Raw genomic sequence first — 24,486 nt, forward strand, 5'->3', positions numbered from 1 at the left:
CAGGAGGGCTCTGCCCATCGCCGGCTGGCCTGTGAAGCTCCGTAGGCGCTGCCTGGCAGTCCGCTACTACCGGCCCTGCTTCGCGAGCCAGATGATCTGGTCGTCAGTGGGTCCTCTCCGCGGGGGTTTACCCGGTGCATTGAGGACAGTGACCGGTACGGTCCACACTGTCTCTGCCTCCGCCTCCCTCAGCTGCCAGACGACCTGCTCCCTGCCGTACCGCCTCACGGTCCGACTTACCCGTTCCAGGTGGGTGTGCCGGACCTCGGCGCCCAGCCACCTTTCACGCCGGCGGGGCCGAGCACCTGACGCCTGCAGGTGACGGTCAAGGATGCGCCGCATTGTCTCCCCGCCGATGTGCCCCCACACGACCATTTCGTCGGGGTCTTCCATGATGCTGCACAGGTGCCCCTCGGCGTCATAAGCCAACAGGGTGGATGTACGGAAGTCAGTTGGCTGGGGGATCGGGGTCGTGCCCCGTTCGGGGTTGGCCAGGGATGTCTCCATGAGGTGCAGGACCTGCTGCGCCCATTTGAGTGACTGCTCCGGGTGGAAACACCAGGGCGGAACATTCGACCCTTCGGCGTCCGGTTCACGGAGGAAGTCTCTTACGGTCTGTCTTAGCCGGTCACCGGTAGGTGCGTCCGCGTGGCCTGCCGGCCAGACATGAACTCTGTTGCCGATCTTCTCCGTGGCAAGGATCCCGAGTGCAGCGAGCTGGTCGACAAGGTAGCTGACCGTCTTGCGGTCCGTGCCCGGGCAGTGTGCCAGCAGGTCCACCTGGCGGATCCCGGGTTCGCGCTCGGCAGCGTCCCGGATGGACTGCAGGTGCGGGATCGACTCCCGGGCTTTCATCTGCACTGCGATCCTCGCATCGTAGTGCCCGCCGTTGTCCGTGTGGGCATCACTGTTTGCCTGCTCGAGTGCGATGGCCCGGTCGATCAGGTCCGCCCTGCCGGCAATGGCCGCATCCTCCAGAAGGAACGGGTCGATGTATTGCAGGGTACGGAATCCGAAAGGACCGTGCGGTGTTTTGAAGACCTGCTCCCTGGCGTGGAGTGCCGTTTCCAGTAAGTCCATCGCTGCTGCAGTGTCGCCGCGCGTCATGGCCCGCTCCCCCGCGAGCAGGGCGTAGTTCACCACTTCTGAGTACAGCCCGTGCAGGGCCATGTCAGTTTCATGCGTCTCAAGATCAGGGTCGTGCTTCAGCCACTCGTCCAATTCAGCCGATCTTGCCTGGATAGACTCCTGCTCAGAAACGTCCATGGTCCCCCGTCATTGTCGATGCGGATACTCTAGCTCCCGGCACGCAGGACTTCCGGACATGAAGAATCCCGGGAGCGGCATCCGCTCCCGGGATTGTGTGGAGATGGGGGGAGTTGAACCCCCGTCCACCCTCCGGTTCCAAACTCTTCTACGGGCGTAGTCCGCCTTGATGTTTATCGACCCGGTTCCGTCACGGCGGACGACGGCGTGACCCGGTCTAGCTGCTGATACGAACGGCTGCTCGCAGCACAGCGGCCGTTCAGGACTCCTTTGGCTGATGCCTATCCTGCGGCCGAGTTCCGGTTGCCTGATGCAGGATGAGACAGACCACGCTTAGGTCCCGGCGTAACTAAACGGCGAGAGCGTAGTCGGAGCGAGTTGCGTTGGCATCTCTTGGGTGCACGAACTGTTTAGCCAGATGGCCGTGCATTTCTGGGCCCGCTTCTTTTCGGAAGCACCGAAGGATGTCGAAACCCGGCATCCCCTGGGGTGCCGGCCACTGGGACCGGGGTGATCTACTGCGGGAGGCCCCGCGGAAGCTAGTTCTTCCAGCCGGGAGTGCACATGGCTGCTCCTCTCGTTCGTAGTTCGTGGGAGCGACAGGATTCGAACCTGCGTCTCATCCGTTTCCGGTGACGGCATACCCTTTAGCCGCACGCTCCCGTGCGCAGGTTCCGCCCCGAACGGCTTCACCTGCGTTTCACTGCTCCAATCCGGATAACACCGGCCACGGTATGCAGCACCGGCCCCGGTCTCGAACTGCCACGTCTCAAGGCTTGATCATCCGACGGGCGGGGAACCCGGCAGGGATCCGTTCGGGGAGCACCTGCAACTCCTATGTGTGCGGCAGCCGGCCGAAGTGTCACCATCACGCACCCAAGGGCTCCCCCGCCGGCCGGGCTGCACTTCCGACCCTGCAGCCGCACACAGGTGGGCATGACGAACTTCAGCGAAAACGAGCATCCCCGAAGCGGCAACGGCCAGTTTGAGAACAAGATCCACTCCGAGTCGGGAGTAAGCCTCGCACCAACCAACCCGTACCTGGATGCCGACGGCACCGAATGGGAAACCGATGGCGACGAGTACACCGACACGGTTGTCTCAAACGTCGGCGGCATCAAGATCGAGGTGTCCAAAGACATCCGCGGCGAAGAGCTCCACCTGAACGTCTCCGACCACCGCGGCGGCCGTCCTATCTGGCTGGCCCGCGACGTCGTAGACTCCATCGAAGAGGGTAAAGAGCGCGGCAAGGCCCTGAGGGAGCGGGCCCACGAGTACGAGCACAACAAGCTGGAAATCGGAATGCGTTCGCCCTGGGGAACAATCGACTACCACCGGGTGCACGCGCCCGGCATCGACGAAGTCGGCACGGCCGGCCACGGCGGCTATAAGCTCTCCCGGAAGCGCCAGGCAGAGGTCGACCCACGCTGGCGCCAGAGGTCGGGTTGGTACGAAGAGGACTGCGCGTGGAGCATTGCCGAGATCACCCATCACCGTGACCTGACCAAGATGAAGCTCAAGGATGCCCACGAGACAGCACGGCGCTGGTACCCGGAAGAGTACACAGAGATCGTCGGCAAGAATCCGGAACACTACGGGCTCACCGAGTTCACGCCGATCACCGCCAAGGAATCGCACATCGTTGAGGAGCGGGAGTTCCTGGCGCCCCGTGCTGAGACCCACGACCGGATGCTCCGCCTGGATCTGGAACCCGAAGGCCACCCGGGCATGGTTGCCGTAGACCTCTCCGACATCCCGGCCGACGGCAAAGTGAATGACGAGAAGCCGCTGAACCCACGGACGGTACTGATCCCGGCCGAGGAATGGAAGGAAACGGCGCCGGCCTGGAACGAACGCCGGACGCTGCCGAAGGCTGAAGGACGCCAGGTTTTCCAGCAGGCATCCTGACATAAAAGAGGGGCCGGGAGATGATCTCCCGGCCCCTCTTTCGCTTTTCGGCTCAAGCAGCCGCGCAGAATCTATGCCCGCGGGCCGCGCCCGGGGACAAAGCGGACACTGTCCGGCAGCCTGACCGCATCGGCCACGGCCCGGGAGATTTCCTCCCCCATCAGCACGCCGGCCGCGCCGTAGCGTTCACCGGCGTTCCGGATGATGGCGTCCACCGCTTCAAGTGCATCGGCCAGGTCGACCGCGTCCTTGTAGAGTGTCCGGCGGGCCGGATCGTCGGGGTCGCTGCAGGACATCCGGTGGGAGCGTTCGCTAACCCGCCTCATCTCCCGGACCCGGGCCATCCCTTCCGCTTCACCGGCGGCGGGGAGGTTCTGTCCAGTCATGTCCTGCTCCTTATCCGTAGGGTTAGTTGGTTCCGGTGTGCCCGAAGCCGCCTTCGCCGCGGACCGATTCGCTGAACTCAGCGGTCTCCTGGAAGGCCGGCACCAGGTATTCCTGGATGACAAGCTGGGCGATGCGCGTTCCGGCGTCGTAGACGAAATCCGTGTCCGAGGTGTTGGACAGCAGGACCTTGACCTCGCCGCGGTAGCCGGAGTCGATCGTGCCCGGTGCGTTCAGGACGGTGATGCCGTTCCTGGCGGCCAGCCCGGAGCGCGGGTGGACGAGGCCGACGGTGCCGGGCTCCAGCTCAATGGCGATGCCGGTGTCAACTGATGCCCACGAGCGGGCGGGGATGATGCCTCCGGTCAGCGAGGACAGGTCCGCGCCGGCGTCGCCGGGGGTTGCCGTCTTCGGGAGGACGGCTTCGGGGTACAGCTTCTTGATGAGGACCTTGGTCTGGTTCATGTTCTCTTTCTTCGGCCCGGGCGCAGCCGGGCATGGAGGTCCGCACGGTAGGGCGGGAGGAGGTAGCCTCCGGGGATGGATCCCGAAGCCGGGACGGGGTGAAAGGCTAGAGCTTGAAGCTGAATCCCTTGCCAAGGCGGATGCTGGCTTTCCCGCGGCTGTTGATCGTGAGCGGCCCGATCCTCGTCGACGCCGAGATTCCCCTGCGGGAGGCGTTGAGGGTGGTCCGCTTGCCGATCTTCCTGCGGCGGTTGAAAACAAGTCCCATGGCAATGCCCTTCGTTGTCCTGGCGGGGTAATTCCCCCGGCTCACTCTATGTGTGCGGCATTGGCGGAAGCTTTCCACAATGCCGGGCAGGCAGATGCTGGAGAGACTGAAAGGGTGCCTGACGGGGTTCGAACCCGCGACCTCCCGGACCACAACCGGGCGCTCTGCCACTGAGCTACAGGCACCAAGGACACCGGCTAAGCCGCCGGCGCCAAATCTGATCTTCCTGACTGCTGTCCGATAGTCTGCACGGACGACAACAGGGGGGAAATATGAAGAGCGAGGATCTGAACCTCAGCACGGCCCATTACAAGGCGTTGATTCCGGAGCGGGCTCCGCTCGGCGTCGGTGAGCGGGTCGTCTTCGTCAAGGACTACACGATCTATGACGGGAGGGTTTCCGCACTGAACGGGGACTCTGCCACCGTAGTCCGGGTCCTCCCGGGACAGACCGCCATCGAAGTGAAGATGGACGTCCCCCGCCAGCCGGACTACGCCACCCAGTTCACGTCAAGGGACCACCTGGCACCTGAGCGCTAGGCGAGGTAGAGGTAGGCCCTGCCTCCCGCCTGCAGGACGTCTGTAATCGACCAGGCGTCGTCGCTGCGGTGGTTCCGTTCGCGGACGCGCACCGGGAGGTCGGGCGTGATCGCCAGAGGATTGAAAGGCTCGCGGTCCAGGACCTTGTATTCGGCCAGCTGCTCCAGGAACTCGCCCACTGTTGTGCGCTGCGCTGCAACGTTCAGGGAAACTTCCCGTTCCGTGCTGCCATGATGGAAGGGCCGGCCGGGACTCTTCATCTCGCCGTCAACGCGCATGCGCAGGAGCATCTCGGGATCGAACGCCTCCAGCGCGGCCGTCAGCTCACCCATGGTCATCGTCGGGCCGGGGAGGAGCGCATCGACCCCGCCGGGGACATAAGCAAGCTCCACGGACTGGAGCCCCCTGGCGTACAGCAAAGTCCATGCTGCAGGACCAACAAGCAGGGTGGACGCAACGGTCACATCCTGCTCATCATCGTGCTTCAGGACGTTCCACTGCCTGTTCTCGCCCTGCAGTGTTACGAAGGCATAAGTTCCGGCGGGCAGGGAGTTCCACTGGTCGAGGGTAGGTGTCTTCATAACCACTATGTGTGCGGACCCTGTCCGGGCCCTCACCGGCCGGCGGTTGAAGACGAAGAGCGGAGGACGGGATTTGAACCCGCGACACCCTGGGTGGAAGCCAGGTGCTCTGGCCAGCTGAGCTACCTCCGCATGAGCCGTCCGGCAGCTGCCGTCCGACGTCGAGCCTGGTGCGGGGATTGAACCCGCGGCCTCGTCCTTACCAAGGACGCGCTCTGCCACTGAGCTAACCGGGCGGAACCACCCGGGGGTGGCTGCCTGCTGAAGCAGGACTTCGAGTGGCTGACCGGGATCGAACCGGCGACCTCCACCTTGGCAAGGTGGCGCTCTGCCAGCTGAGCTACAGCCACGAAGCGTGCAGGACACGCAGTGCTACCGGCCGGGTTCGAACCGGCGACCTCTCGATTTTCAGTCGAGCGCTCTACCAACTGAGCTACAGCAGCGGGGCGGCCCGGACCAGGTCCAGGCCGTTTGCGGCGGGTGAGGGATTCGAACCCCCGACCGTTTCCGGTTACGACTTTCCAAGCCGCTGCCTTAGGCCGCTAGGCAAACCTGCCATTGGAGGGGCGCCGGGAGTGGCTCCCGATGCCCTTTGTCGGAGTGACAGGATTTGAACCTGCGGCCTCGTCGTCCCGAACGACGCGCGCTACCAAGCTGCGCCACACTCCGAAACCCGGGACGATGCCCGGGGTACTGCAAGCGGAGGATGAGGGATTCGAACCCCCGCCGGTTTCCCGGGACGGTTTTCAAGACCGCTGCCTTCGGCCGCTCAGCCAATCCTCCATATTTCGCTACCCGCGGGATGCCTTGTACCCGTCCAGGATGCGTATTTCCTCCCCGGTCGGGTAACCGCTGTACCGGTCCTCCTCCAACTCCGGGTGGTCGGCAATCCGCTGCCAGCCTCCCGACAGAACCAGGAACGGGGAGTCTGTGAGCCGGTGTACGAGTTCAGGCTCAATCTGGGCCTTGAACTGCGGGTACAGGACGACTTTCTCCGCCATGGTCAGGCCCTCGCTGTGGGTCTCGAAGAGGGTCTCGTACACGTAGTCGTAATGCACCGCGCCGATCCCGTTCAGGATGCTGAAGGCCTCGGAGACCATTGTGTCGACCAGATGCGAAGCCATTTCCAGAGCCTTTCGTTGAAGTTGTTGCCCTGCCGGCCACGGATTCGTACCGTGACCTCCACGCTGCACGCGCAGTGTGACTGTTACACCAGCCGGCAGTTGTCCGTCGGGGCGGCCCGGCTTGATGACGGCCGGCGTTCCCCGCCAGGGGGAATCATCCCCTTACGGACTGCGAGCCCCATGCCGGGTTCGAACCGACGACCTGCCGCTTACGAAACGGCTGCTCTACCAACTGAGCTAACGGGGCAATGACGACGGACCCGCTAAAGTACCGCCGGGCAGTTGTGCGCGTCAGGCCAGGTTCCGCCGCCGCCGGGCGTTAGCGCGCACCGACATTGCCTTTCCCTGGCTTCACCGCTGGGGGAATTCACCAGCCCCCTCGAGCCTCCTGCCGGATTCGAACCGGCGACCCCCGTATTACAAGTACGGTGCTCTGGCCAACTGAGCTAAGGAGGCATTACGACCACTCCGGGACACCCGAAGTGACCGCCGCTTCGACCTCAGCCGGGCATATGCGGACAAGCCCCGTACCTGACCGGGGTGCTGACCCCCGTACCTCCCGCGTGTCGGGCGGGTGCTCTACCGATGAGCTAGACAGGCCTGTCGGCCGTTCCGGTTGGGGCCGGAACGGCCGCCGCTTGACGGGGAATCTCAGCCCCTGGGCGTATGCGGGAAGCCCCGTGCCTGTACGAGGTGCCGACCCTCGGACCTCCCGCGTGTGAAGCGGGCGCTCTACCGCTGAGCTATACAGGCCTTGTCCCGGAGCCGGAGCACCTGGACGTCGCAGCAGTCAGCTGCGCGTTATGCCGTCACCTCGTAAACCATGTGGCGGCAGGTCTTGCCTTCCTCCATGTAGCGGACGTCTGCGACGACAGGGAGCCTGCCGTCCCGGGTGCCCCAGGAGGTGAAGATGAGTGCTTCCCCGAATGTGCCCTCCGTGTCCGTGAGGCTCGACCAGACAGACAGCTCGCGGCCGGGTCGTGCCGCTTCGCTTTCGGCGCAGGTTGCCTCACGCCACTGTCCCGGCCGGACTTTATGGTCCGAGGAGTCGGGGTCGGTGTCGTGCTCTGCCAGCTGGCATCCGCCAAGTGTCGCCATTGGATTGCTCTCGCTTCTTCATGAGGGAGTAGGTGCATTGTGCTTACTCCCTATGTGTGCGGCGAACCTGAAGCTTCTCACCGCGGCGCCTGTAAGGGCTGCCGGCAAGTGGTCTGCCGCTGAGCCATGCAGGCTGAAACCTGCCGAAGCAGGAGTTTCGAGGCAATGAGGGGACTCGAACCCCCAAATTCCGGCTTTGCAGGCCGTCGGCTCTACCAATTCGCCTACATCGCCAGGTGCCGGGCCCGAAAGTCCGGCAGGTGAAGCTAGATTGCATCCCCGCAGCTGCCGCAGGATCCCCCGTCGAGCTGGGTGCGGAAGACTGCCTTCGGGAACTCGTCGGCGTCGAAAGTGGCCTCCTCATCACGGTTGATGCTGAACGCTGCAGCTATCTCGTCAAGGTTCTTCTCGACGGTCATCGTGATGCCGGCGGCCAGGCCCCATCCTTCGAACTCCGGAGTGGATGCCATGACGTCGACGATGCACGCCGGGTCGTAAATGTCAGCCTTGAAGGTGTAGGCGGCGGGAGCAGTGGCAACAGACATGGGTTCCTCCTGGAAGTCCTGGGGCTGTATCGCCCCGTTCATTTCCAATGTGTGCGGAGACCCATGGGGCTCTCACCACTGCATCCTGCAGCTAGTCCTCTTCGATCTCGGCCATGACACCTCCCTGTCCTTCGCAGCGGATTCCGCACCGGCGCCCGTGGAAGGGCTTCCTATGCGAAGAGTTCCGTGACGGGGGCGACCAGCGCATCCTGATCCCATTCGAAGGCAATATGCCAGTGCTTGCCGCCGGCGAGCATGTAGTCCCCGGCATCTACCCGGATGTCGCCTTCAACGCGCAGCACGAAGATGATGATGTCTGTCTCGCCGCCGTCATCGTCGACTTCGACCGTCTCGATGCGAGCGACGGTTCCCACCGGCAGCTGATCCCATTCGGACTGGTCCGATACTTTCCTGGCCATGGCCACCTTTCTGTTTGGTGCCCACTATGTGTGCGGCATGGCTGCCGGCAGTGCCCGCCCCGGGACTCGAACCCGGCGCCTCTAGCCATTGGGCCAGGCGGGCGGAGTCCCTCCAGCTGGACTTGAACCAGCGGCCTTCGAATTATGAGTTCGCTGCTCTACCAGGCTGAGCTATGGAGGATCAATGGTGCGTGCCCCGGGCAGGATTCGAACCTGCGGCCTCCTGATCCGTAGTCAGGTGCTCTATCCGCTGAGCCACCGGGGCGGGTCGTGCTGAGTACCCCCAACGGGATTCGAACCCGTGTCTCCGCCGTGAGAGGGCGGTGTCCTAGGCCACTGGACGATGGGGGCAGGTGCCCGGCCGGAGCCGGGACTGGTTTAGTGGTGGCTGGATTCGAAGCGGGCTTTCACTTCGCTGATCCAGGCCGAGACCTTTTCGGGGTCGGTGCCGTGGGTGAAGGTCGGGTGGCTTTCCCTGAAGTCGCCGCCGGTGGATTCGACGTACCAGGTGGCGTTCGGGTCATCGTTGGCGGCCACCGGGCATCCGGAGGCGAGGATCTCATCCTCCACCGATGTCGGAACGGTCAGGTAGATGCCGTCGCCGTCGTTGTGGGACTCCGAGCCCTCCAGCACATCCTGGACACGCAATGCGGCCCGGTCCGCGTTCAGGCCGGCGTCGTAGCGGTCCTTCGTTTCGTAGATCCACGCAGCAACTGCACCCGGGTCCGCGTCGTGGCCGAAGTCCGGGTGGTCCCGGCGGAAGGCCCCGTCAGGGGATTCCACGTACCATTTCGCGTCCGGATCCCCGGTAGCCGAGACGGGGCATACCGCCCGCAGGCTGTCCTCTCCGAAGTGATCGTAGTCAACCCGAAGATGCAGGCCGAGATCGTCCCCGTTGTCGACGGCGGCGGTGTCGGGCATGCGTTCCTGCACTCTGGTGGCTGCAATCCAGGTCATCAGTGTGTGGTCCCGGGAAGCCGGGCTATTCAGTTCAACCTTTGGCTCCTGGTGCTTGACGCCGGCAAACTGCCCGCCGGACGGGATGCCCTGGGGCTGCCGGTTCATGTTTTCTGTCATGCCCCACAGTGTGCGGCAATTTCGGGATTGCGCAGAATCCCTCGTACCCCCAACGGGATTCGAACCCGTGTCGCTGCCTTGAAAGGGCAGTGTCCTAGGCCGCTAGACGATGGGGGCCTGGTATTGGTGCTGCGTGCCCGCGGCAGGATTCGAACCTGCAACCTTCCGCGCCGGAGGCGGATGCTCTGTCCATTGAGCTACGGGGGCATCCCTCACAGTGCCGGTCGGAAACCGCCCTGCATCGGGGAGTCATACATGTTGAGGCTCTCCCTGACTTCGTAAAGCCAGCCAGCTACCTCACCGGGGTCGGCCGTGTGATCGAATGCCTGGTGCTCGATCGCGTATCCGCCGTCCATAGTGTGGCACTGCCACTTGGCGGTGATTTCCCCGCTGGCCAGGGTCGGGCATGAGGCAACCAGCTCGCTGCCCTCGTACTCCCCCAGGTTCAGGTACATCCCTGCGCCGTCGTCTCCCACGGTGACGTAGTCATCCTCCATGGCTGCGTAAACAGCGGTAGCTGCGTCATTTCCGGCCTGCTCCAGCCGGGCCTGGAGCGCGTCAGGAGATGCCAGGGACACTCCTTCTGCTTCGTGGTGGCCGGTGGGTGCGAACTGTCCGCCTGCGGGTGTGCCTTCTGGGTGGCGCCTGATGTTATCCATGCCCTCCTGTGTGCGGCTAACCGCCGGAACTGCGCGCCCCGGACGTCAGCCGTACTCATACAGGTATGAGGCCCTGCAGTCGCGGGGCAGGGATTCAACGGGTCGAATGTGCCCCGCTAACCAGTACGCCGGCAGATGAAGACCACCGGCAGAGAGCAGGATCATGACCGTGGCCCAAATCCAGACAGAAGCCATCCGGCGTGTGGACGGCGGAGTGGTGTACTCCAGCCCCTACCTCGAAGTTGTCGAGGACAGGATCATCCGGCCCGACGGGTCATCCGGACAGTACATGTACACGCGCGGCGGCCTTGGAGTCTCGTGCATTGCCATTGCCGATATTGACGGCATCGACCATATCGCCCTGGTCCGCCAGCACCGGTACCCGGTGGGTGAGTTCGTTCTCGAGCTTCCCGGCGGCGGTGCGGACACCCTCACATCTGATCATGCCGTCCGCGAGCTGAAGGAAGAGACCGGGCTTCACGCTGAAACCGCCAAGCTGCTGGGCACCTTCTACGAAGCACCGGGCACCACCACGACCATGGGGTCGGTATGGCTGACCCGGGTCAGTATGGAAGACGCCGACCGGGACTTCATCGAAGGCGAGTCCGGCGCCGTCACCGAGTGGTACAGCGTCGACGAGGTCCGCGACCTCATGGGCAACGGCGGAATCAGCAGCGGGGTCACCCTCGCAGCACTTGCCATTGCGTTCGCCGGCGGACACCTGTCCTAGCAGGTCGTGCCGGCCGCACCCGCAGGGGGTTGATTCCTCACGGGTACGGCCACCGCTGCGCCGCCTGGACTCGAACCAGGAATCCCCTGCTCCAGAGGCAGGTGGGTTGCCAATTACCCTACGGCGCATCATCCGGACTTGAACCGGCCACCCCAAAAAGGGATGGGTGAGCGGAAATGACGGGATTCGAACCCGCGGTCTCCCGCGTGACAGGCGGGTGCTCTAGGCCAACTGAGCCACATCTCCAGATCCGGACTTTTACCGGGCACATCCGCGACGGTGGGAAGCCGCCCGTCAATGCGCATCTACGGCCGTGTGCCGCATAGCTCCCCCACCTGGATTCGAACCAGGAACCTGCCGATTAACAGTCGGCCGCTCTGCCAGTTGAGCTATAGGGGATCAAAGGACCTGACGGTCCCGGTAGCTGCTCGGGGAGTTGAACCCCGGACCTCCGCCTTATCAGGGCGGCGCTCTAACCTTCTGAGCTAAACAGCCTCACGCGCGTTCCACCGGTTTCGGCTTTCCCTTGCGGGGCCCGGCGTCGGCGGCCGGGTTTGTAGCCCGGACTTCAGCACTGGTGGAACTGCGGCCGGATTTCGGATTTCTCCGAGGGGAGCCGGCGCCCGGTTCGGCACAGTGATGTTTTCCCGGCATTCATGTAGGTGCGTCCTGCCGCGGATGCTTTCACTGCTGCGTGCCCTCGCTGGGATTCGAACCCAGGACCCTCCGATTAAGAGTCGGATGCTCTAACCAACTGAGCTACAAAGGCGCTGCCGTCTTTCCGGCTGTCATAGTGCGTGCCTCCACAGGGGCTCGAACCCTGGACCCACGGATTAAAAGTCCGTTGCTCTACCAGCTGAGCTATAGAGGCGCATCCGTCTTTCCGGACCGTCATTTTTCCGTTCCCTAGCCGGCCGGGGCGTTCATGATGAGCCAGGCTCCGAATCCAATGAACACGGCGAAGCCGAGAGCGCATCCGCCCAGGAAGGCCGCAATCTGCTGGCCCTCCGTCGGAGCCGGCCTGGCTGCACGTTTGGCCTTGCGTACTTCTCTTTTGGAAACCGTCAGGTCTTCCGTGGAGACGGCCTGCGTTGTCATGATGCACCTTCCGGAGTGTGGATCAGGACTGGATGTCCTCACTCCCCATGTGTGCGGACACCCATGGAAACCTCACCGATGAACGCCTCGATTTCCGCAATGTGGTCCCGGGTCACGCCGACGGCGGTCTTCGGGGAGATCACCAGATGCGGGATGGCCACGGTCTGCAGCCAGACGATCGTGTTCGGGTCGAAGGGGACGTCGTCCTCGATCCAGATGAACGCGTCCGGCCTTGTTGCTGCCAGATCGTTCTTCAGGGCGGCGAGCTTCCACCACTGCCATTTGGCCGGATTGTCATACTCGACCCCGACGATCACAGGCCAGTCGGCACCGCCGGCGATGGAAAGTGCCGGGGCAAGCTGCTCCGGCGCCCCTTCCTCCCATGTCGTCAGCCACTTGGGCACCACCAGCGGATGCCCGGTGAGGCGATTAGTCTCTGCGACCATTTCCTCGGACCACCAGCCGGGGAACGCTCCCCCGATTTCCATCGGCTTCCAGTTCCCGTCCCAGCCTGACGCAGCTTGCGGAGCCGGATCGAAACGGTGGTCGGTGTACGCGTTGTAGACGCCGTCGACGTCCGAGTACCAGTTGATCACCGTGATTCCTTCCTTCGGGCCCTGGCAGCCGGAGGATCCGGCCGCTCGTGGAAACTGCGGGGTTCGAACCCGCGACCTCCTGTTTGCAAAACAGGCGCTCTACCAACTGAGCTAAGCCCCCGTGGAGATACCGGGACTCGAACCCGGGACCTTCTGCATGCCATGCAGACGCGCTACCAACTGCGCCATACCCCCTAGTGGAGGAAGCTTTGCCCGCCCGCATCGCAGACGTAACCCGGCCGTACCGGGAGGGGCTTCCAAACCCTGTCCTGCACATGGATCCACCGTGCAGCCGTCGGGGTGACAGGATTTGAACCTGCGACTTCCTGGTCCCAAACCAGGCGCTCTGCCAAGCTGAGCTACACCCCGTCATGCGCTGTTTCATCCCCGTCGAGGGGAACCCGGGCCGTCACCGGGAGGGGCGCGAGCCCTGGGGCAGTTCGGGTTGCCCAGCCACGTCGGGATGACAGGATTTGAACCTGCGGCCCCCTGGCCCCCAGCCAGGTGCGCTACCAAACTGCGCCACATCCCGAAACCGGACCGAAGCCCGGGGTACTGCCAGCGGAGAGCCCGGGATTTGAACCCGGACGACGGGTCGCCCCGTCTTGACCGATTAGCAGTCGGCCCGCTGGCCACTCGCTTACTCTCCAGGTGTTACTGCGCGGAGACCGGGAGGTTCGAACTCCCACGCGTTTTACCGCAACCGAATTTCGAATCCGGCGCCGCCGCCATCATTCGGCTGGGGCCTCCAGTGTCGTGCTGTACTGCGTGCCCATCCCGGGACTTGAACCCGGACGCCCTTACGGGCACCGACTCCTCAAGCCGGCGCGTCTGCCGTTCCGCCAGACGGGCGAAGATCACCGGGGCGCTTCCCTGGGCTACCGGCGCTGACTGGGCGCTTTCACCGTCCGGAACCCTTCTGGACCGAAGTCCACCCCGGGGCAGCCGATTATTTGTCACGGTCGGGGCAGACTGTCGCCGGTCAAGGCGCTTGTGTCCGCGGATCCTTCCCGCTTAGGCCGTACTGCAACAGCCCTCGTGCCCACCCCGGGACTTGAACCCGGACGCCCTTACGGGCACCGACATCTGAAGCCGGCGCGTCTGCCGTTCCGCCAGACGGGCATTGCAGGCATTTGTATTCCAATCGGTTCGCCACCCTGGTCGGCCGGTCATTGCCGGCTCCCCTGTGTCCCCCCGCGGGGCCGCCCTGCAGCGGCTGCGTGCCTATCCCGGGGCTCGAACCCGGACGTCCATTACGGACACCGGCTCCTAAGACCGGCGCGTCTGCCATTTCGCCAGACAGGCGTTGCGGCTGCCGGACACGGATGCCCGGCGGCCTACGTTGCACAGACGGGATTTGAACCCGTGACCTCCTGGTTATGAGCCAGGCGAGCTGCCGAACTGCTCTACTGTGCGGAGTGGCAGGGGTGGGAATCGAACCCACGAAGGCGTATGCCGGACGATTTACAGTCGCCATCCTTTGGCCGCTTGGATAACCTGCCGAGATTCCTCCGGCGTCCGGTCCCGGCACCTCTGTGGGTACCCGGCCGGCTCACCGGAGGAGTCGGTATTGCTCACGGATTCGTACTGTCTGCTCCGGGTTTGGCGACCCGGGGCCCGATCCGTGTATTTCTCGTTCACTATGGAGTTCTCAATATGCTGTTGCATCACCTTCCGGTGTGCGTTGCGGGGCTGGCAGGGCTCGAACCTGCGGCCTTCGGTTTTGGAGACCGACGCTCTATCCAACTGAGCTACATCCCCTTTTCCGGTTTCCCGGCGGAGGCGGTCATTCATTGGCCCGTTTTTGGGCAAAAAGAAAGCCGCCTCGGTGTGGACTTACCCGAAGCGGCTTCGACTGCATTGCAGCGTAAAAGTCTAGCTTCGGTGCCTCTTGTGGGCCGTCCATGCCTGATCCTGTCCATAAGCTTTCGGGGCACGGAGGCTCAACGGCTTTTCGACGGACAGGGAATTCACGGGCAGGGCAAAGCCACGGCCGCAGGCGGTCGAAATGCTGGGCATGATTGCTGCTGACATGGCTTTCCTTTCGTGAAACGTTCGGCACCCGAAGGTGGTTTGTAGGGATTACTGTACGTGAGAGAAATCGGTTCTGTAAACATTTACGGTTGACCCGTAAATACACCTGCCGGTTAGCCGGTATTACTCATGTGTGCGGCAGGTGCAAGGAATCTACCCATCGCGTTCCGCTTAGCCGGCTGCCGCCCTCATGCGGGTGTCGATGGTGTCGGTGGTGGCCCGGTCGCAGTCCATGATGTCCGCCCAGATGTTCATCTCCGCCAGCCAGTCGTCGGTGCCGGGGGTGACGTATTGGGCGGCGTCCTGGAACAGCTCGATGTCCTCGGCGCTGACGCCGGTCTCACGGGATAGGAGGGCCGCTTCGTCCTTCAGCCTGACAGTGCGGAGTTCCTCCGGGGACCGTACGGCCACGGTCGAGGCGGCGTCGAAGATCTCGCCCATGGCGTCGTAGTACCCGTCGGTGCTGTCGGCACGGTAGGTACCGGTGAGGTTCCTGGCCCATTCGACCTTTTCCGCACTGAGTTCCCGGTTCCCGGCGGTTCCCTGTTCGGCTACTGTCCGGGCGGCGTCGAAGATCTCGCCCATGGCGTCGTAGTACCCGTCGGTGGAGTCCGCGTCGTAGGTGCCGGTGAGGTTCCTGGCCCATTCAACGGTCGATGCTGCGAGGACGGGGTTGGCCGGCAGGATGACGGCGGACTCAGCGTGCTCTTCGGAGGCGAAGCGGCCGGCAATACCGGTGCCGGTTTCACGGCGGCGGCTGGAGACATCAGGCATGGGTCTGTTCCTTCGTCAGGCCGCAGTGCGGCGGTTGGAGGCTTCAAGGGCCTTGTTGATGTCGAGGGTGAAGGTGCAGCCGCCGGCATAGACGCCGAAGTTGCCTTCGCGGGGCTTGGAGGTGAGCGTGGCGGCTTCGCCAAGGTGGTCGAGCCTGCCCTGGAGGTCCGCAGTCAGTGCAGCCGTGGATTCTTCCCCGCGGCCCATGGACGCCCATCGGGAGTAGACCTCGGAGGGGGTTCTGGATGATCCGCCGCGGCGGGCAAGGAGCCTGTCTTCCGGACCGCGGATCCCGGTGACCCTGGCTCCGTTGCCGTGGACATCGTCGGCAGTGATCTCCAGGTATTCGGCGTCGGGGAAAACGTCCCGCGTGTGGGAGGCGAGAGCTGCTGCGGACTCGATGGCGATCTCTGCCTGCAGCTCGGCGGCACGGCGGGCAAGTTCCTCCCGTCGGCTCAGGCTCTGCCTGGTCGTTTCGGAGGGCTGGGCGGCCAGCGGTCCGATACCTGGTTCGGCGTGGGTGTCGAAGTCGAATCTGCCGCCGCGGTCACGTTTCTGGAAAGGGTTGGAAGTCATGCCCCTCTGTGTGCGGCGGCTCCGGCAGCCGAGCGGAACCGGGGGCGGCCGCTGTTAGTCTGGCACTCCACCTGGACCGGGTGGCCGGCGGCCGGGGTGGCTTCCGGGTGACGACCGCTGGGGGCGGATCCATGATCGGCAGCGGGCGCAGTCCTGCCCATAGGGCCCACAGGCCACGGGACAGATTCCTGTCGGGCGCGGTGCCGGGGATGGCCGTGGCAGGTGCGTTCTGGCTGGCGACGATGGTTCCGATGACCTCTGCCGGGGTGGGAGCAGGGCTCGAGGCACTCCGCGGTGACTGGCCCCGCGCCGGCGGCGGCACAACCCGGGCAGGAAACGTCACAGCTGATCCTTCTCCGGATGCTCCCTACGCTTTCACGGGCACAGCCGGCCAGGCAGTTGTTGCCTTCGATCCGTGCGATCCGGTCCGGTACGTGATCGCCGAACAGGGCCGCCCGGACGGCAGCGACGAGCTGGTGTTCGAGGCGGTCGACGACGTCGCCGCAGCAACCGGACTGGATTTCGTCTACGAGGGGTTGTCCTCGGAGCGGCCTTCCACGGACCGGGAGAAATATCAGCAGGCCCTGTACGGAGACAGGTGGGCACCGGTGCTTATCGCATGGTCCGGCCCTGCGGAGGTTCAGGCCCTGGAGGGTCCCGCTGCCGGGCTGGGCGGCAGCACGCCGGTGAAGGCCGGGTCCCAGCCGTGGATTTACGCCACCGGTCAGGTGATCCTGGACGCCCCGCAGCTCGGGCCGCTGCTCGGTGACCGGGACGGTGCCGGTGTGGTGCGTTCGGTCATCGGACATGAACTGGGGCATGTGGCCGGACTGGCCCATGTCGGGGACCCGGATCAGCTCATGAATCCGGAGGCCGGTGAGGTGGCTGTATTTGCTGCCGGGGATCTTGAGGGCCTGTCGGTGCTTGGCCGTGGATCCTGCGTGGCCGAATACTAGGCTGCCTCGGCGTGGGGCAGGCCCAGGCCGGCTTCCTCGTTGGCGGCAATCCGGTCCACCGCCTCCTTCAGGCTGCGGCTCACTGCCAGCCGCTGGCGCTCACATTCAAGGGCCAGGTCCGGGAATACCCGGGCAATCTCTGCCAGGCATTTGATCTTGAGCTCGATGTTGTACGAGCGGCGCAGGTCATTGGAGTTCAGGCTGTTGACGATCAGGGTGTGGTCGTACTTGGTCCTGTTGTGCCGGATGTAATTCACGGTGACGCGGTCAAGGTTCTCCGGGCGCATCTTCTCTATGTCCGGGACCCGGCGTCCGTCATCCCAGGCCAGTTCCGCATAGGTGTTGTACGCGAGAACCCGAAGGTCGGCGAGGGTTTCGTCGCAGGTCATGGTGATCTTCAGGCTGCGTGCCGAGCGGCGGACTTTGTTCAGTTCGCTGCGCGTGGTCAGCCGGACCGCTTTGCGTACGTCCGGGTTGGAGGAGCGGTAGGCGGCCAGCCGTCCGCGCCCCTTCCGGAGCCGTTCCATGGGTTCCTGATCGCTGTCGACAAATGCCTGGTACCGCGGCGGGATGTGCATGCGATGGGTCCCCTTTCAGGAAATAGTGTGAAGTGCTCCTATCTCTCTCTATGCGCTCCGGGCGCTGACGGGGGTTTCCGGTCGCCCTCAGGCGGCCAGGGCCTCTTCGCCGGCCTGCGGCACTGCCAGTCCCTGGAGCTCGCAGAGGGCACAGACGGTATGGGCGCCGTTGATGTCACGGCCGCCTCCGCTGCAGATGATGCACAGGAGCTCGGGACGCTTGTTCTTCTTCGGCATGGTTTCTATGTGTGCGGCAGGACGTTGTTCACTCGACCGGGCTGGTCCCGGCGGAGGCCACACGGACCATGGCCCGTGCGGCGCGGGCCAGATCCCCGGCAGGGTCCGCGTTCCGGTTGGCAAGGCTCAGCTGCAGCAGCTGTACCCGAAGGAAGTCTGCGTCCGGGTCCCGGGTGCGGGAGGTTGTGAGGCCCATGGAGTATTCCGTCACGTCCCACAGCGCCTCGTGCAGCTGCCATGCCCGGATGAGGCGTCCGGAGAGCAGTGCGGCCCGGTAGCGGCGGGCGATGAGGCGGCGAAGGGCCCCGGACATGTAGATGAGCACCATGGTTCGGGCACTCGTTTCCGTGTCCGGGGGCGAAGCGGCGATGGCGCTGTTCATGGTGCGGACCAGGTCCAGTTCCGTGGTGTCGCCGCTCCGCAGCTGCCCGTCCAGGATTTCCACCAGGACGGGCCTTCCTTCCCCTGTCACCTCAGGAGGCTGCCGTAGTTGCGCTGGTCGACCTGCGAGCTGATCTGCTTGATGGTTTCCAGTCCCACCCCGACGATGATCAGGATGGCTGCGCCGCCGAACGGGAAGTTCTGGTTGGCGTTGATCAGCACGAGGGCAATCAGCGGGATGAGCGACAGGATGCCGATGTAGAGGGCACCGAAAGCCGTGATGCGGTTCGAGGTGTACGCCAGCAGGTCGCGGGTCTGTTTGCCGGCACGGTAGCCGGGAATGAAGCCGCCGTACTTGCGCATGTTCTCGGCGATCTCGTCCGGCTCGAAGGTGATGGAGACGTAGAAGAACGCGAATCCGACGATGAGCAGGAAGTAGACCGCCATGTACAGCGGGTGGTCACCGACGGTCAGGTAGCGGGTGATCCAGACGGCCCAGTCGGGGCTGGTCCCGTCCGGCTTCGTGGCGAACTGGGCGGCCATGGACGGCAGGGAGAGCAGCGCTGACGCGAAGATGACGGGAACGATGCCGGCCATGTTGACCTTGATGGGCAGGAACGTGGCGTTGCCGCCGTAGGTCTTGCCTGCCACGACGCGCTTGGAGTAGACGACCTTCAGGCGGCGCTGGGACTGTTCGACCAGAACGACCAGCGTCATGGTGAGCAGGCCGACGGCGATGACGGCAGCGAAGACGCCCCAGCCCTGGGTCTGTCCGATGGCTCCGAGGGAGGACGGGAAGCCGGCGGCAATGGAGGTGAAGATGAGCAGGGAAAGACCGTTGCCGACGCCGTGCTCGGTGATCTTTTCACCCATCCACATGACCAGCATGGCGCCTGCGGTCAGGGCAATGATCATGATGAGTGCGGTCATGACGGAATCGTTGGCCACGATCGGCAGCTGGCAGCCGCCCATGAGAGTGCCGTTGCGGGCCATGGTGACGACGGTGGTGGCGTTGACCGCGGCGAGGCCGACGGCGACGTAGCGGGTGTACTGGGTGGTCTTGGCTGTGCCGGAGGCGCCTTCCTTGTGCAGTTCCTGCAGACGGGGGACGATCACGCGCAGCAGCTGCATGAGGATGGACGCAGTGATGTACGGCATGACGCCCAGGGCGAGGATCGACACGGAGAGCAGTGCCCCGCCGGAGAACATGTTCACCAGGTCATAGACGCCGCCGGTGGTGGTGCCGCCGTCCAGGCACTGCTTGACGTTGGTGGCGTTGATGCCCGGGGCGGGAATGAATGATCCCAGGCGGTAGAGGGCGAGAACGCCCAGGGTGAAGAAGATCTTCGTGCGCAGATCAGGGCTCTGAAATACGCGTTTGATAGGTTCCAGCACGGGCTGGTCCTCCTTTGAGGAGTCGGGGCGGGGTGGAAGGAGGATCAGGCGTTGAAGCGCACGAGCACACCGGTCGCGGCAATGGACAGGGTCCAGAGCACGGCGATGGTGACGGTCACGCGCAGCATGTTCTTCTCGGCGACACCGGTGGAGGCCAGACTGCTGGTCATTCCTCCGCCGAAGATGTCGGTTGCTCCCCCGCCCTTGGATTTGTGCAGCAGGACCATGCCGATCAGCGCGAGGCTAAGGGCCGCGGTCAGGACCTGCAGGGCGATAGTCAGAAAATTCATGGGGGTGGGAATCCTTCGTGGTGGTGCCGGCAGGGGATTTTTCCGGCATATGTTCTCTATGCGTTCCGCGGGTTGACGGCGCGCCGCGCCTTCAGGCGATGCTCAGTGCCGGTGCGTGCGCGGGGGTTTCGGCCGCACGTTCCACCGGGGGTTTCGCCGGTGCCGGGGAGCGGGGGACCTCGACGGATTCCGCTGGCTTGCGTGCGGTTGAACGGCGTGCCGCGGCAGGCTTCTTGACGGGCTTCGCAGCGGACTTCTGCACGAGGATCACTGTCAGGTGGGTGATGGCCAGGAGTACGACCGGCGGCATGGCGGCAACGATGGCTGAAACAACTGCGGGCACCGCCCCGTCTCCGCCGACGGCCAGGATTGCGTGGACGGCGTTAGCGGCCGTGCTGACGACGGCGCCGAAGAAGAGCAGCGCCCACGGGTAGGCGAGGACCCGCTTTTCATGGCCGGCCAGCGCCACGATGGCCACGGTGGCGGCCACGATGAGGCCGTCGACGATGATCGGCCAGATCCAGGCGAGGTCAGGGTTCAGGCCCGACATGACGGCAAGGTCTGTCAGGGCCGAGAAGGAAAGGATGAACGCTCCGGCGGCAATGATGACCGTGGTGGCGAAGCCGGTCATGACGATGGGGCGGGACAGGGGTGTGGCGTTCTTGCTCATGGGGTTTCTGGTGCTCCGGTGTGGTTCGTCGTCGGCGGATGGCCGTTAGCGGGTCTCGAGGCCGTCTTTTTCACGGGCGATGTCCACTGCGGTGCTGAGGATCAGGCGGACGGTTCCGGCCAGCTTGTCGGGATCGACGCCGGCGCCGGAGTCGAGGATGCGCTGTGCGATGGCCCGGGTGTCGCATGACATGCGCTGGATGCGGCGGGAGTCGTCGAACAGGTCTGCCAGGATCAGCGCGTCGGCTGCCGTTACGGGGCCGATGGACCCTCCGCTGCCGTCGCCGGCAAGTCCGGCCTTGGCGTACCGCGGTTCGGACTTGGCCTCGGCGGGGTTGCCTGCCGTCTCGATCTCACCGGCGATCTTCTCCACCGCGCGGTCCACGCAGCCGACATGGGTCTCGGCGCGGAAGGCTTCACGGTAGAGCCGGAAGCGCATCGGAATCTCGAAGAGGTAATCGTAGAGCGGGCGCTTGTCTTCCAGCCCGAACTTGTCCGTCAGCACGTCGCAGGCATCCAGGATGGCCGTGGTGGTCTGGTGTTCCAGCCTCCGTACGAGCTGGCTTACGGTGCCTGCGGATTCCATGGCCCGATAGGCCGGGGATCCGGTGCGTTCATCGGCGGCAGCCTTGGACATGGCGGTCAGCAGGGAACCGAGGGCGTCAGTGTCGAGGGCATCGGATTCTTCGGGGGCGGGGGTTTCGCTCATGCTTTCTATGTGTGCGGCATCCCGGGACCCTCTCCCCGGACATGAAGAAGGCCGCCGCGGATCTCTCCGTAGCGGCGGCCTTCTCTTCTCGTCGGCGTTATCCGGCGATGGCTTCATTCAGGACGGTGTCGAAGTCGCCCTGCAGGTCCCACATTTCCCCGTTGATGAAGATGGTGGGGGTGCCGGTGATGCCGTGCTCGGTGGCGGCCTCGGTCGTGAACTTCACGAAGGGACGGAACTTGCCGTCCTTCACGCAGTCGCTGATTCCGGTGACGCCGTGCTCTTCGGCAAGATCCACCAGGCCCTGGTTGGCCAGTTCGCCGTTGGGGTAGTTGGCAAAGACGGCGCCGGTGAACTCCAGGTACTTCTCCGGCTTGGCGTCGGCCACGCAGGCCATGGCGTTTGCTGCCCGGGATGAGTAGTTCGTCGGGGAGTTGCGGTCCAGGATGGCGATGGTCCGGGTTTCCAGGCTGATGGCCCCTTCCTCTGCCTTCTGCTTGAGGGAATCGCCGTACATGGTCTCGAATTCGGCGCAGTGCACGCAGTTCGGGTCGACGTAAAGGACTACGGAGGCCGGGTCTGCTTCGGCGGGTGCGGTGATGCCTGCAGGCTTGCCGTCCACTGAGCCTGGAATTTTCTCCGCATCCACGGATGCATCTGCCCCGCTCTCGGGTGCTGCGGCGTTGACGCCTCCGTAGATGTTCGCTGCCGACGGCACGGGCCCGCTGGAGGCGACTTCCTGGGGGCGGTTGTTGATCATGAGGGCGGCGACGGCGGCCAGGACGGCTATCACGGCCAGGACGATTCCGGTCCGGAACATCATTGCGCGCCGGCGGCTGCGGGCCTTCTCTGCGTTGAGCCTGGCTGCTGCCCGGGCCCTGCGCTGCTCGGTCTTGTCCTTTTTGCTCAGCTCTTCTTCGGTCATCTTGTGCCTTTCACGGAGGGTGCCGGTGCGGAGGGTTTTCCGCCGCGGCGTATCTCTTGTGTCTATGCGCCCCGGGCTCCGGCGGCTGTCCTTGCGGCGCCCAGGGGACGTCCGGAACGGCGCGCAGAGAGTTTGGCGGTGATGACGTAGTCATTGCTTGGGGCCAGCGTCCGGGTCGCCTCGTCGAAGACCGCTGTGGCAGCGAAACGGTAGGCGGCTGCGACGTCTGCCGGGGACTGCAGTGCGATGGGGTCCGGTTCCAGCAGTGCTTTGAGCCGGGACGGTGCCGGGCGGCGTGCCTTGGCGATGCCGTCTGCTTCCACGCTGTCCCAGGGTTCACCGGCGGGCACTGCCCCCTCACGGCCGAAGGTGGCATAGGTGAGGTCCGCCTTGCCTGCAGGCGAACGCGTGACCAGGGTGTGCACCGCCCGGCCGGGACCCGGCTTGGCCAGGGATCCTCCGATGAGCAGCTTCCGGGACGGTGTGTAGGGCGCCTCGCGCAGCGGTACGGGCATCGGTCCGGCGATGGTGGCGATGATCTTGGCCATTGATCCGGCGTCCATGAATGCCGCCCCCTTCACTTCCAGCCAGAGCTCGTGCTGCGGCAGGTAGAAGTCGGGGAGGTACCAGAGGTGGGGGCCGACCTGGTAGTGGGATGGCTCGTAGTCCCAGTTGATGTCCAGCAGGTCCATGAGGATGGCCCAGCGTGCCTCCAGGCGGGAGCGGAAGATCTTGCCTGAGTAGAGCGCCTCCATGGCCTTCGGTTTCGGGGCCCGGGAGGTGTGCTTGCGCACCGGAGCCTTCGAGGCAGGCTTCCTGGTGCCCGCCGCAGGCTTCCTCTTGGCTGCTGCCGGCTTGGCAGGAGCTTTCCTACGTCCTGCCGGTGTTGCCTTTGCCGTGGCCGCAGGAGCCTTCCTGGCGGTTTTCCGCGCCGGCGTGGCCGCGGGTTTCTTCTTTGCGGGTGCGGCAGCTTTGGGAGCCGCTTTCACGGCTGGTTTCGTAGTCATGGCAGGGGCGGCCTTGGGGCGGCCCGCTTTCTTCTCCGGCATGTGGTTCCTCCTGGCAGAGGACATGCGCAGACCATCGGCACCGGGCCGGATCGGCTGCCGACTGGTCCGCCAACCGGAACCAACCGGGTGCCGACCTGAGAGTCGGTGAAAAAATCCGCGGAATCAAAGGGGAAAAGAGGGGCCCCCATATAGAACCAACTTAACCAACCTGTTAAGAGAGAGATATATATAAGGGGCTCCTATATGTGCTCTTTCCTCGGGCTCATATATAGCCCTTTCTCTCTTATGGAGGCCTCCCCCTCCTGTCGGCAAGGTTGGTTTAGTCGGCAGAATTTCCGGAAACTGCGGAAGCACGCGGCAAAACGGGGGAACGGCACCTGGCTGCGGGTCGGTTCACCTGCTGTTTTAGGTCGCCGGACGGTTGGCAGGGCCCCTCCGAAGACCTGTTCCCGGCCTCTTTCGCCTGGTGGGTCGCCGCCAAAAGCACCCCGGGCAGCACAAAGCCCCGCAGATGGGGGACAGCTGCGGGGCTTTGCTGCCTCTACTTTACCTTGTCCGAAACCCTTCCCGGGATCGCGTTTAGGACAGTTTCGTGTCTAACGGGAGGTCCAGCGTTCGTAGCGGTAGCGGACGCCGTTGGCGGCGGTCGCGACACCTGAGGCAGGCTCTTCCTCCTCGAGCTCCCATTCAGGTCCGAGCCCGGGGGCGAAGGTGTCCCCCTCCACGTCCAGGTCAACCCTGGTGATCACGACCGTGTCGGCCAGGCTCAGTGCTTCCCGGTACAGGCTCGCTCCGCCGATGATCCAGATCTGTTCCGAGCCGGAGCCGCTCATGCTGGCTTCGATGAGCGCTGCATAAAGGTTGCCTGCACGCACCGCACCGGGGGCGGTGAAGTCCGGGTTGGATGTCACCACGATATTCGTACGTCCGGGCAGCGGGCGGGCGGCTTCGGGGAGGGATTCCCACGTCCGGCGGCCCATGATGACCGGGTGTCCGGAAGTGATCTTACTGAAGTGTGAAAGGTCCTCGGGCAGGCGCCAGGGGATGGAACCGCCGGAGCCGATCACCCCGGAGGTTCCCTGGGCCCAGATGAGCCCTATCACCGCGTTGTCGGCACGCATTACGGGTGCCTCCCGGGTTGTCTGCTTATTGGTGGCTGTTGCTGTCATGACCCCTATGTGTGCGGCAGATCGGG

29 protein-coding genes, 36 tRNA genes and 1 other RNA gene are annotated in these 24,486 nt (G+C 64.5%); 4 read left to right on the forward strand and 62 right to left on the reverse strand.

Going from position 1 to position 24,486, the window contains the following annotated elements:
* Nucleotides 1-66: 66 nt before the first annotated feature.
* The 3 genes from N2K99_RS17280 to N2K99_RS17290 all read right to left on the reverse strand — a co-directional run bounded on the left by N2K99_RS17280 (nucleotide 67) and on the right by N2K99_RS17290 (nucleotide 1,929).
* On the reverse strand, nucleotides 67-1,266 hold the full coding sequence (locus N2K99_RS17280; RefSeq protein ID WP_227934347.1) for a hypothetical protein: 1,200 nt from the start codon (nucleotides 1,264-1,266) through the stop codon (nucleotides 67-69).
* 95 nt (nucleotides 1,267-1,361) lie between these two features.
* Nucleotides 1,362-1,751: a transfer-messenger RNA gene (gene ssrA / locus N2K99_RS17285) on the reverse strand.
* A gap of 106 nt (nucleotides 1,752-1,857) precedes the next feature.
* A tRNA-Phe gene (locus N2K99_RS17290) sits at nucleotides 1,858-1,929 on the reverse strand.
* A 273-nt stretch (nucleotides 1,930-2,202) separates the two neighbouring features.
* Here N2K99_RS17290 and N2K99_RS17295 point away from each other — a divergent pair.
* Nucleotides 2,203-3,174: a DUF7007 domain-containing protein gene (locus N2K99_RS17295; RefSeq protein WP_227934346.1), complete on the forward strand. Its 972-nt coding sequence runs from the start codon at nucleotides 2,203-2,205 to the stop codon at nucleotides 3,172-3,174.
* 71 nt (nucleotides 3,175-3,245) lie between these two features.
* On the opposite strand, the gene N2K99_RS17300 is transcribed toward N2K99_RS17295, so the two are convergent.
* The 4 genes from N2K99_RS17300 to N2K99_RS17315 all read right to left on the reverse strand — a co-directional run bounded on the left by N2K99_RS17300 (nucleotide 3,246) and on the right by N2K99_RS17315 (nucleotide 4,476).
* Nucleotides 3,246-3,560, reverse strand: a complete 315-nt coding sequence (locus N2K99_RS17300; protein WP_227934345.1) for a hypothetical protein — start codon at nucleotides 3,558-3,560, stop codon at nucleotides 3,246-3,248.
* 22 nt (nucleotides 3,561-3,582) lie between these two features.
* Nucleotides 3,583-4,023, reverse strand: coding sequence for a dUTP diphosphatase (dut, locus tag N2K99_RS17305; protein ID WP_227934344.1), 441 nt, complete (start codon nucleotides 4,021-4,023; stop codon nucleotides 3,583-3,585).
* 106 nt (nucleotides 4,024-4,129) lie between these two features.
* A complete protein-coding gene (locus N2K99_RS17310) occupies nucleotides 4,130-4,291 on the reverse strand; it encodes a DUF4236 domain-containing protein (RefSeq protein WP_227934343.1) in 162 nt (53 codons plus the stop codon).
* A 113-nt stretch (nucleotides 4,292-4,404) separates the two neighbouring features.
* Nucleotides 4,405-4,476: transfer RNA gene (locus N2K99_RS17315), tRNA-His, on the reverse strand.
* 87 nt (nucleotides 4,477-4,563) lie between these two features.
* On the opposite strand from N2K99_RS17315, the gene N2K99_RS17320 reads away from it, so the two are divergent.
* Nucleotides 4,564-4,830 carry a hypothetical protein gene (locus tag N2K99_RS17320; protein ID WP_227934342.1) on the forward strand — a complete coding sequence of 89 codons (267 nt, stop codon included), beginning with the start codon at nucleotides 4,564-4,566 and terminating at the stop codon, nucleotides 4,828-4,830.
* On the opposite strand, the gene N2K99_RS17325 is transcribed toward N2K99_RS17320, so the two are convergent.
* From N2K99_RS17325 to N2K99_RS17435, 23 genes are all read right to left on the reverse strand, one after another.
* The gene (locus N2K99_RS17325) at nucleotides 4,827-5,411 is read right to left on the reverse strand and encodes a hypothetical protein (RefSeq protein ID WP_227934341.1); all 585 of its coding nucleotides are present in this window, start codon (nucleotides 5,409-5,411) and stop codon (nucleotides 4,827-4,829) included. The two genes, N2K99_RS17320 and N2K99_RS17325, sit on opposite strands and share 4 nt — an antisense overlap.
* Nucleotides 5,412-5,469: 58 nt before the next feature.
* Nucleotides 5,470-5,543: transfer RNA gene (locus N2K99_RS17330), tRNA-Gly, on the reverse strand.
* Nucleotides 5,544-5,575: 32 nt separating this feature from the next.
* Nucleotides 5,576-5,647, reverse strand: a tRNA-Thr gene (locus N2K99_RS17335).
* Between the two features lie 41 nt (nucleotides 5,648-5,688).
* Nucleotides 5,689-5,761, reverse strand: a tRNA-Gly gene (locus N2K99_RS17340).
* 20 nt (nucleotides 5,762-5,781) lie between these two features.
* A tRNA-Phe gene (locus N2K99_RS17345) sits at nucleotides 5,782-5,854 on the reverse strand.
* 31 nt (nucleotides 5,855-5,885) lie between these two features.
* Nucleotides 5,886-5,968, reverse strand: a tRNA-Ser gene (locus tag N2K99_RS17350).
* Between the two features lie 38 nt (nucleotides 5,969-6,006).
* Nucleotides 6,007-6,080: transfer RNA gene (locus tag N2K99_RS17355), tRNA-Pro, on the reverse strand.
* Between the two features lie 31 nt (nucleotides 6,081-6,111).
* A tRNA-Ser gene (locus N2K99_RS17360) sits at nucleotides 6,112-6,194 on the reverse strand.
* Nucleotides 6,195-6,202: 8 nt separating this feature from the next.
* A complete protein-coding gene (locus tag N2K99_RS17365; RefSeq protein ID WP_227934340.1) occupies nucleotides 6,203-6,535 on the reverse strand; it encodes a hypothetical protein in 333 nt (110 codons plus the stop codon).
* 174 nt (nucleotides 6,536-6,709) lie between these two features.
* Nucleotides 6,710-6,782, reverse strand: a tRNA-Thr gene (locus tag N2K99_RS17370).
* Between the two features lie 135 nt (nucleotides 6,783-6,917).
* A tRNA-Thr gene (locus tag N2K99_RS17375) sits at nucleotides 6,918-6,991 on the reverse strand.
* A gap of 225 nt (nucleotides 6,992-7,216) precedes the next feature.
* Nucleotides 7,217-7,288, reverse strand: a tRNA-Val gene (locus N2K99_RS17380).
* 48 nt (nucleotides 7,289-7,336) lie between these two features.
* Nucleotides 7,337-7,633, reverse strand: a complete 297-nt coding sequence (locus N2K99_RS17385; protein ID WP_227934339.1) for a hypothetical protein — start codon at nucleotides 7,631-7,633, stop codon at nucleotides 7,337-7,339.
* Between the two features lie 160 nt (nucleotides 7,634-7,793).
* Nucleotides 7,794-7,867: transfer RNA gene (locus N2K99_RS17390), tRNA-Cys, on the reverse strand.
* A gap of 32 nt (nucleotides 7,868-7,899) precedes the next feature.
* Nucleotides 7,900-8,178, reverse strand: a complete 279-nt coding sequence (locus N2K99_RS17395; RefSeq protein WP_227934338.1) for a hypothetical protein — start codon at nucleotides 8,176-8,178, stop codon at nucleotides 7,900-7,902.
* Nucleotides 8,179-8,348: 170 nt separating this feature from the next.
* Entirely contained in the window at nucleotides 8,349-8,597 is a 249-nt protein-coding gene (locus N2K99_RS17400; RefSeq protein ID WP_227934337.1) for a hypothetical protein, read from the reverse strand.
* A 107-nt stretch (nucleotides 8,598-8,704) separates the two neighbouring features.
* Nucleotides 8,705-8,778, reverse strand: a tRNA-Ile gene (locus tag N2K99_RS17405).
* Between the two features lie 11 nt (nucleotides 8,779-8,789).
* A tRNA-Arg gene (locus tag N2K99_RS17410) sits at nucleotides 8,790-8,862 on the reverse strand.
* A 13-nt stretch (nucleotides 8,863-8,875) separates the two neighbouring features.
* A tRNA-Glu gene (locus N2K99_RS17415) sits at nucleotides 8,876-8,948 on the reverse strand.
* Nucleotides 8,949-8,975: 27 nt separating this feature from the next.
* Nucleotides 8,976-9,674 (reverse strand): hypothetical protein, encoded by a 699-nt coding sequence (locus N2K99_RS17420; protein ID WP_227934336.1) that lies wholly within the window; start codon nucleotides 9,672-9,674, stop codon nucleotides 8,976-8,978.
* 44 nt (nucleotides 9,675-9,718) lie between these two features.
* Nucleotides 9,719-9,791: transfer RNA gene (locus N2K99_RS17425), tRNA-Glu, on the reverse strand.
* A 17-nt stretch (nucleotides 9,792-9,808) separates the two neighbouring features.
* Nucleotides 9,809-9,881: transfer RNA gene (locus N2K99_RS17430), tRNA-Arg, on the reverse strand.
* A 5-nt stretch (nucleotides 9,882-9,886) separates the two neighbouring features.
* A complete protein-coding gene (locus N2K99_RS17435) occupies nucleotides 9,887-10,333 on the reverse strand; it encodes a hypothetical protein (RefSeq protein ID WP_227934335.1) in 447 nt (148 codons plus the stop codon).
* A gap of 169 nt (nucleotides 10,334-10,502) precedes the next feature.
* Here N2K99_RS17435 and N2K99_RS17440 point away from each other — a divergent pair, with 169 nt between their 5' ends.
* A complete protein-coding gene (locus N2K99_RS17440; protein WP_227934334.1) occupies nucleotides 10,503-11,063 on the forward strand; it encodes an NUDIX hydrolase in 561 nt (186 codons plus the stop codon).
* A 55-nt stretch (nucleotides 11,064-11,118) separates the two neighbouring features.
* On the opposite strand, the gene N2K99_RS17445 is transcribed toward N2K99_RS17440, so the two are convergent.
* From N2K99_RS17445 to N2K99_RS17550, 22 genes are all read right to left on the reverse strand, one after another.
* Nucleotides 11,119-11,191: transfer RNA gene (locus N2K99_RS17445), tRNA-Gln, on the reverse strand.
* Between the two features lie 43 nt (nucleotides 11,192-11,234).
* Nucleotides 11,235-11,309, reverse strand: a tRNA-Asp gene (locus N2K99_RS17450).
* A gap of 80 nt (nucleotides 11,310-11,389) precedes the next feature.
* Nucleotides 11,390-11,462: transfer RNA gene (locus N2K99_RS17455), tRNA-Asn, on the reverse strand.
* 22 nt (nucleotides 11,463-11,484) lie between these two features.
* Nucleotides 11,485-11,558 (reverse strand) — tRNA-Ile (locus N2K99_RS17460).
* 200 nt (nucleotides 11,559-11,758) lie between these two features.
* Nucleotides 11,759-11,832: transfer RNA gene (locus N2K99_RS17465), tRNA-Lys, on the reverse strand.
* 29 nt (nucleotides 11,833-11,861) lie between these two features.
* Nucleotides 11,862-11,934, reverse strand: a tRNA-Lys gene (locus tag N2K99_RS17470).
* A gap of 35 nt (nucleotides 11,935-11,969) precedes the next feature.
* Nucleotides 11,970-12,161: a hypothetical protein gene (locus N2K99_RS17475; RefSeq protein WP_227934333.1), complete on the reverse strand. Its 192-nt coding sequence runs from the start codon at nucleotides 12,159-12,161 to the stop codon at nucleotides 11,970-11,972.
* Between the two features lie 38 nt (nucleotides 12,162-12,199).
* Nucleotides 12,200-12,757 carry an HAD domain-containing protein gene (locus tag N2K99_RS17480; RefSeq protein WP_227934332.1) on the reverse strand — a complete coding sequence of 186 codons (558 nt, stop codon included), beginning with the start codon at nucleotides 12,755-12,757 and terminating at the stop codon, nucleotides 12,200-12,202.
* Between the two features lie 48 nt (nucleotides 12,758-12,805).
* Nucleotides 12,806-12,878: transfer RNA gene (locus tag N2K99_RS17485), tRNA-Ala, on the reverse strand.
* A gap of 1 nt (nucleotide 12,879) precedes the next feature.
* Nucleotides 12,880-12,952: transfer RNA gene (locus N2K99_RS17490), tRNA-Ala, on the reverse strand.
* 100 nt (nucleotides 12,953-13,052) lie between these two features.
* Nucleotides 13,053-13,126, reverse strand: a tRNA-Pro gene (locus tag N2K99_RS17495).
* 89 nt (nucleotides 13,127-13,215) lie between these two features.
* A tRNA-Pro gene (locus N2K99_RS17500) sits at nucleotides 13,216-13,289 on the reverse strand.
* Nucleotides 13,290-13,319: 30 nt separating this feature from the next.
* Nucleotides 13,320-13,406 (reverse strand) — tRNA-Ser (locus N2K99_RS17505).
* Between the two features lie 13 nt (nucleotides 13,407-13,419).
* Nucleotides 13,420-13,507 (reverse strand) — tRNA-Ser (locus N2K99_RS17510).
* A 19-nt stretch (nucleotides 13,508-13,526) separates the two neighbouring features.
* Nucleotides 13,527-13,609 (reverse strand) — tRNA-Leu (locus N2K99_RS17515).
* A 187-nt stretch (nucleotides 13,610-13,796) separates the two neighbouring features.
* Nucleotides 13,797-13,879: transfer RNA gene (locus N2K99_RS17520), tRNA-Leu, on the reverse strand.
* A 99-nt stretch (nucleotides 13,880-13,978) separates the two neighbouring features.
* Nucleotides 13,979-14,062, reverse strand: a tRNA-Leu gene (locus tag N2K99_RS17525).
* Nucleotides 14,063-14,099: 37 nt separating this feature from the next.
* A tRNA-Met gene (locus N2K99_RS17530) sits at nucleotides 14,100-14,173 on the reverse strand.
* A gap of 3 nt (nucleotides 14,174-14,176) precedes the next feature.
* Nucleotides 14,177-14,259 (reverse strand) — tRNA-Tyr (locus tag N2K99_RS17535).
* Nucleotides 14,260-14,444: 185 nt separating this feature from the next.
* Nucleotides 14,445-14,518 (reverse strand) — tRNA-Trp (locus tag N2K99_RS17540).
* 444 nt (nucleotides 14,519-14,962) lie between these two features.
* The gene (locus N2K99_RS17545) at nucleotides 14,963-15,565 is read right to left on the reverse strand and encodes a hypothetical protein (RefSeq protein WP_227934331.1); all 603 of its coding nucleotides are present in this window, start codon (nucleotides 15,563-15,565) and stop codon (nucleotides 14,963-14,965) included.
* A 15-nt stretch (nucleotides 15,566-15,580) separates the two neighbouring features.
* Entirely contained in the window at nucleotides 15,581-16,141 is a 561-nt protein-coding gene (locus tag N2K99_RS17550) for a hypothetical protein (RefSeq protein ID WP_227934330.1), read from the reverse strand.
* A gap of 209 nt (nucleotides 16,142-16,350) precedes the next feature.
* On the opposite strand from N2K99_RS17550, the gene N2K99_RS17555 reads away from it, so the two are divergent.
* On the forward strand, nucleotides 16,351-17,097 hold the full coding sequence (locus N2K99_RS17555; protein ID WP_227934329.1) for a hypothetical protein: 747 nt from the start codon (nucleotides 16,351-16,353) through the stop codon (nucleotides 17,095-17,097).
* Here N2K99_RS17555 and N2K99_RS17560 read toward each other — a convergent pair.
* The 10 genes from N2K99_RS17560 to N2K99_RS17605 form a co-directional block, all read right to left on the reverse strand.
* Nucleotides 17,094-17,675, reverse strand: a complete 582-nt coding sequence (locus N2K99_RS17560) for a hypothetical protein (protein WP_227934328.1) — start codon at nucleotides 17,673-17,675, stop codon at nucleotides 17,094-17,096. The two genes, N2K99_RS17555 and N2K99_RS17560, sit on opposite strands and share 4 nt — an antisense overlap.
* An 87-nt stretch (nucleotides 17,676-17,762) precedes the next feature.
* A complete protein-coding gene (locus tag N2K99_RS17565) occupies nucleotides 17,763-17,912 on the reverse strand; it encodes a hypothetical protein (protein ID WP_227934327.1) in 150 nt (49 codons plus the stop codon).
* Between the two features lie 28 nt (nucleotides 17,913-17,940).
* Nucleotides 17,941-18,384, reverse strand: a complete 444-nt coding sequence (locus N2K99_RS17570; RefSeq protein WP_227934326.1) for a hypothetical protein — start codon at nucleotides 18,382-18,384, stop codon at nucleotides 17,941-17,943.
* Entirely contained in the window at nucleotides 18,381-19,688 is a 1,308-nt protein-coding gene (gene secY, locus N2K99_RS17575; protein ID WP_227934325.1) for a preprotein translocase subunit SecY, read from the reverse strand. The genes N2K99_RS17570 and secY overlap by 4 nt, the downstream gene beginning before the upstream one ends.
* A gap of 44 nt (nucleotides 19,689-19,732) precedes the next feature.
* On the reverse strand, nucleotides 19,733-19,978 hold the full coding sequence (secG, locus tag N2K99_RS17580) for a preprotein translocase subunit SecG (RefSeq protein WP_227934324.1): 246 nt from the start codon (nucleotides 19,976-19,978) through the stop codon (nucleotides 19,733-19,735).
* A 91-nt stretch (nucleotides 19,979-20,069) separates the two neighbouring features.
* Nucleotides 20,070-20,648, reverse strand: a complete 579-nt coding sequence (locus N2K99_RS17585) for a DUF2637 domain-containing protein (protein WP_260554935.1) — start codon at nucleotides 20,646-20,648, stop codon at nucleotides 20,070-20,072.
* A 45-nt stretch (nucleotides 20,649-20,693) separates the two neighbouring features.
* Nucleotides 20,694-21,356: a hypothetical protein gene (locus N2K99_RS17590; RefSeq protein WP_227934323.1), complete on the reverse strand. Its 663-nt coding sequence runs from the start codon at nucleotides 21,354-21,356 to the stop codon at nucleotides 20,694-20,696.
* A 97-nt stretch (nucleotides 21,357-21,453) separates the two neighbouring features.
* Nucleotides 21,454-22,281: a thioredoxin domain-containing protein gene (locus N2K99_RS17595; protein ID WP_227934322.1), complete on the reverse strand. Its 828-nt coding sequence runs from the start codon at nucleotides 22,279-22,281 to the stop codon at nucleotides 21,454-21,456.
* 62 nt (nucleotides 22,282-22,343) lie between these two features.
* On the reverse strand, nucleotides 22,344-23,288 hold the full coding sequence (locus N2K99_RS17600) for a hypothetical protein (protein ID WP_227934321.1): 945 nt from the start codon (nucleotides 23,286-23,288) through the stop codon (nucleotides 22,344-22,346).
* A gap of 599 nt (nucleotides 23,289-23,887) precedes the next feature.
* Nucleotides 23,888-24,460, reverse strand: a complete 573-nt coding sequence (locus N2K99_RS17605) for a dihydrofolate reductase (protein ID WP_231711964.1) — start codon at nucleotides 24,458-24,460, stop codon at nucleotides 23,888-23,890.
* Nucleotides 24,461-24,486: the final 26 nt, after the last annotated feature.

This window comes from Arthrobacter sp. zg-Y1110 (assembly GCF_025244865.1).
Lineage (GTDB): Bacteria > Actinomycetota > Actinomycetes > Actinomycetales > Micrococcaceae > Arthrobacter_B.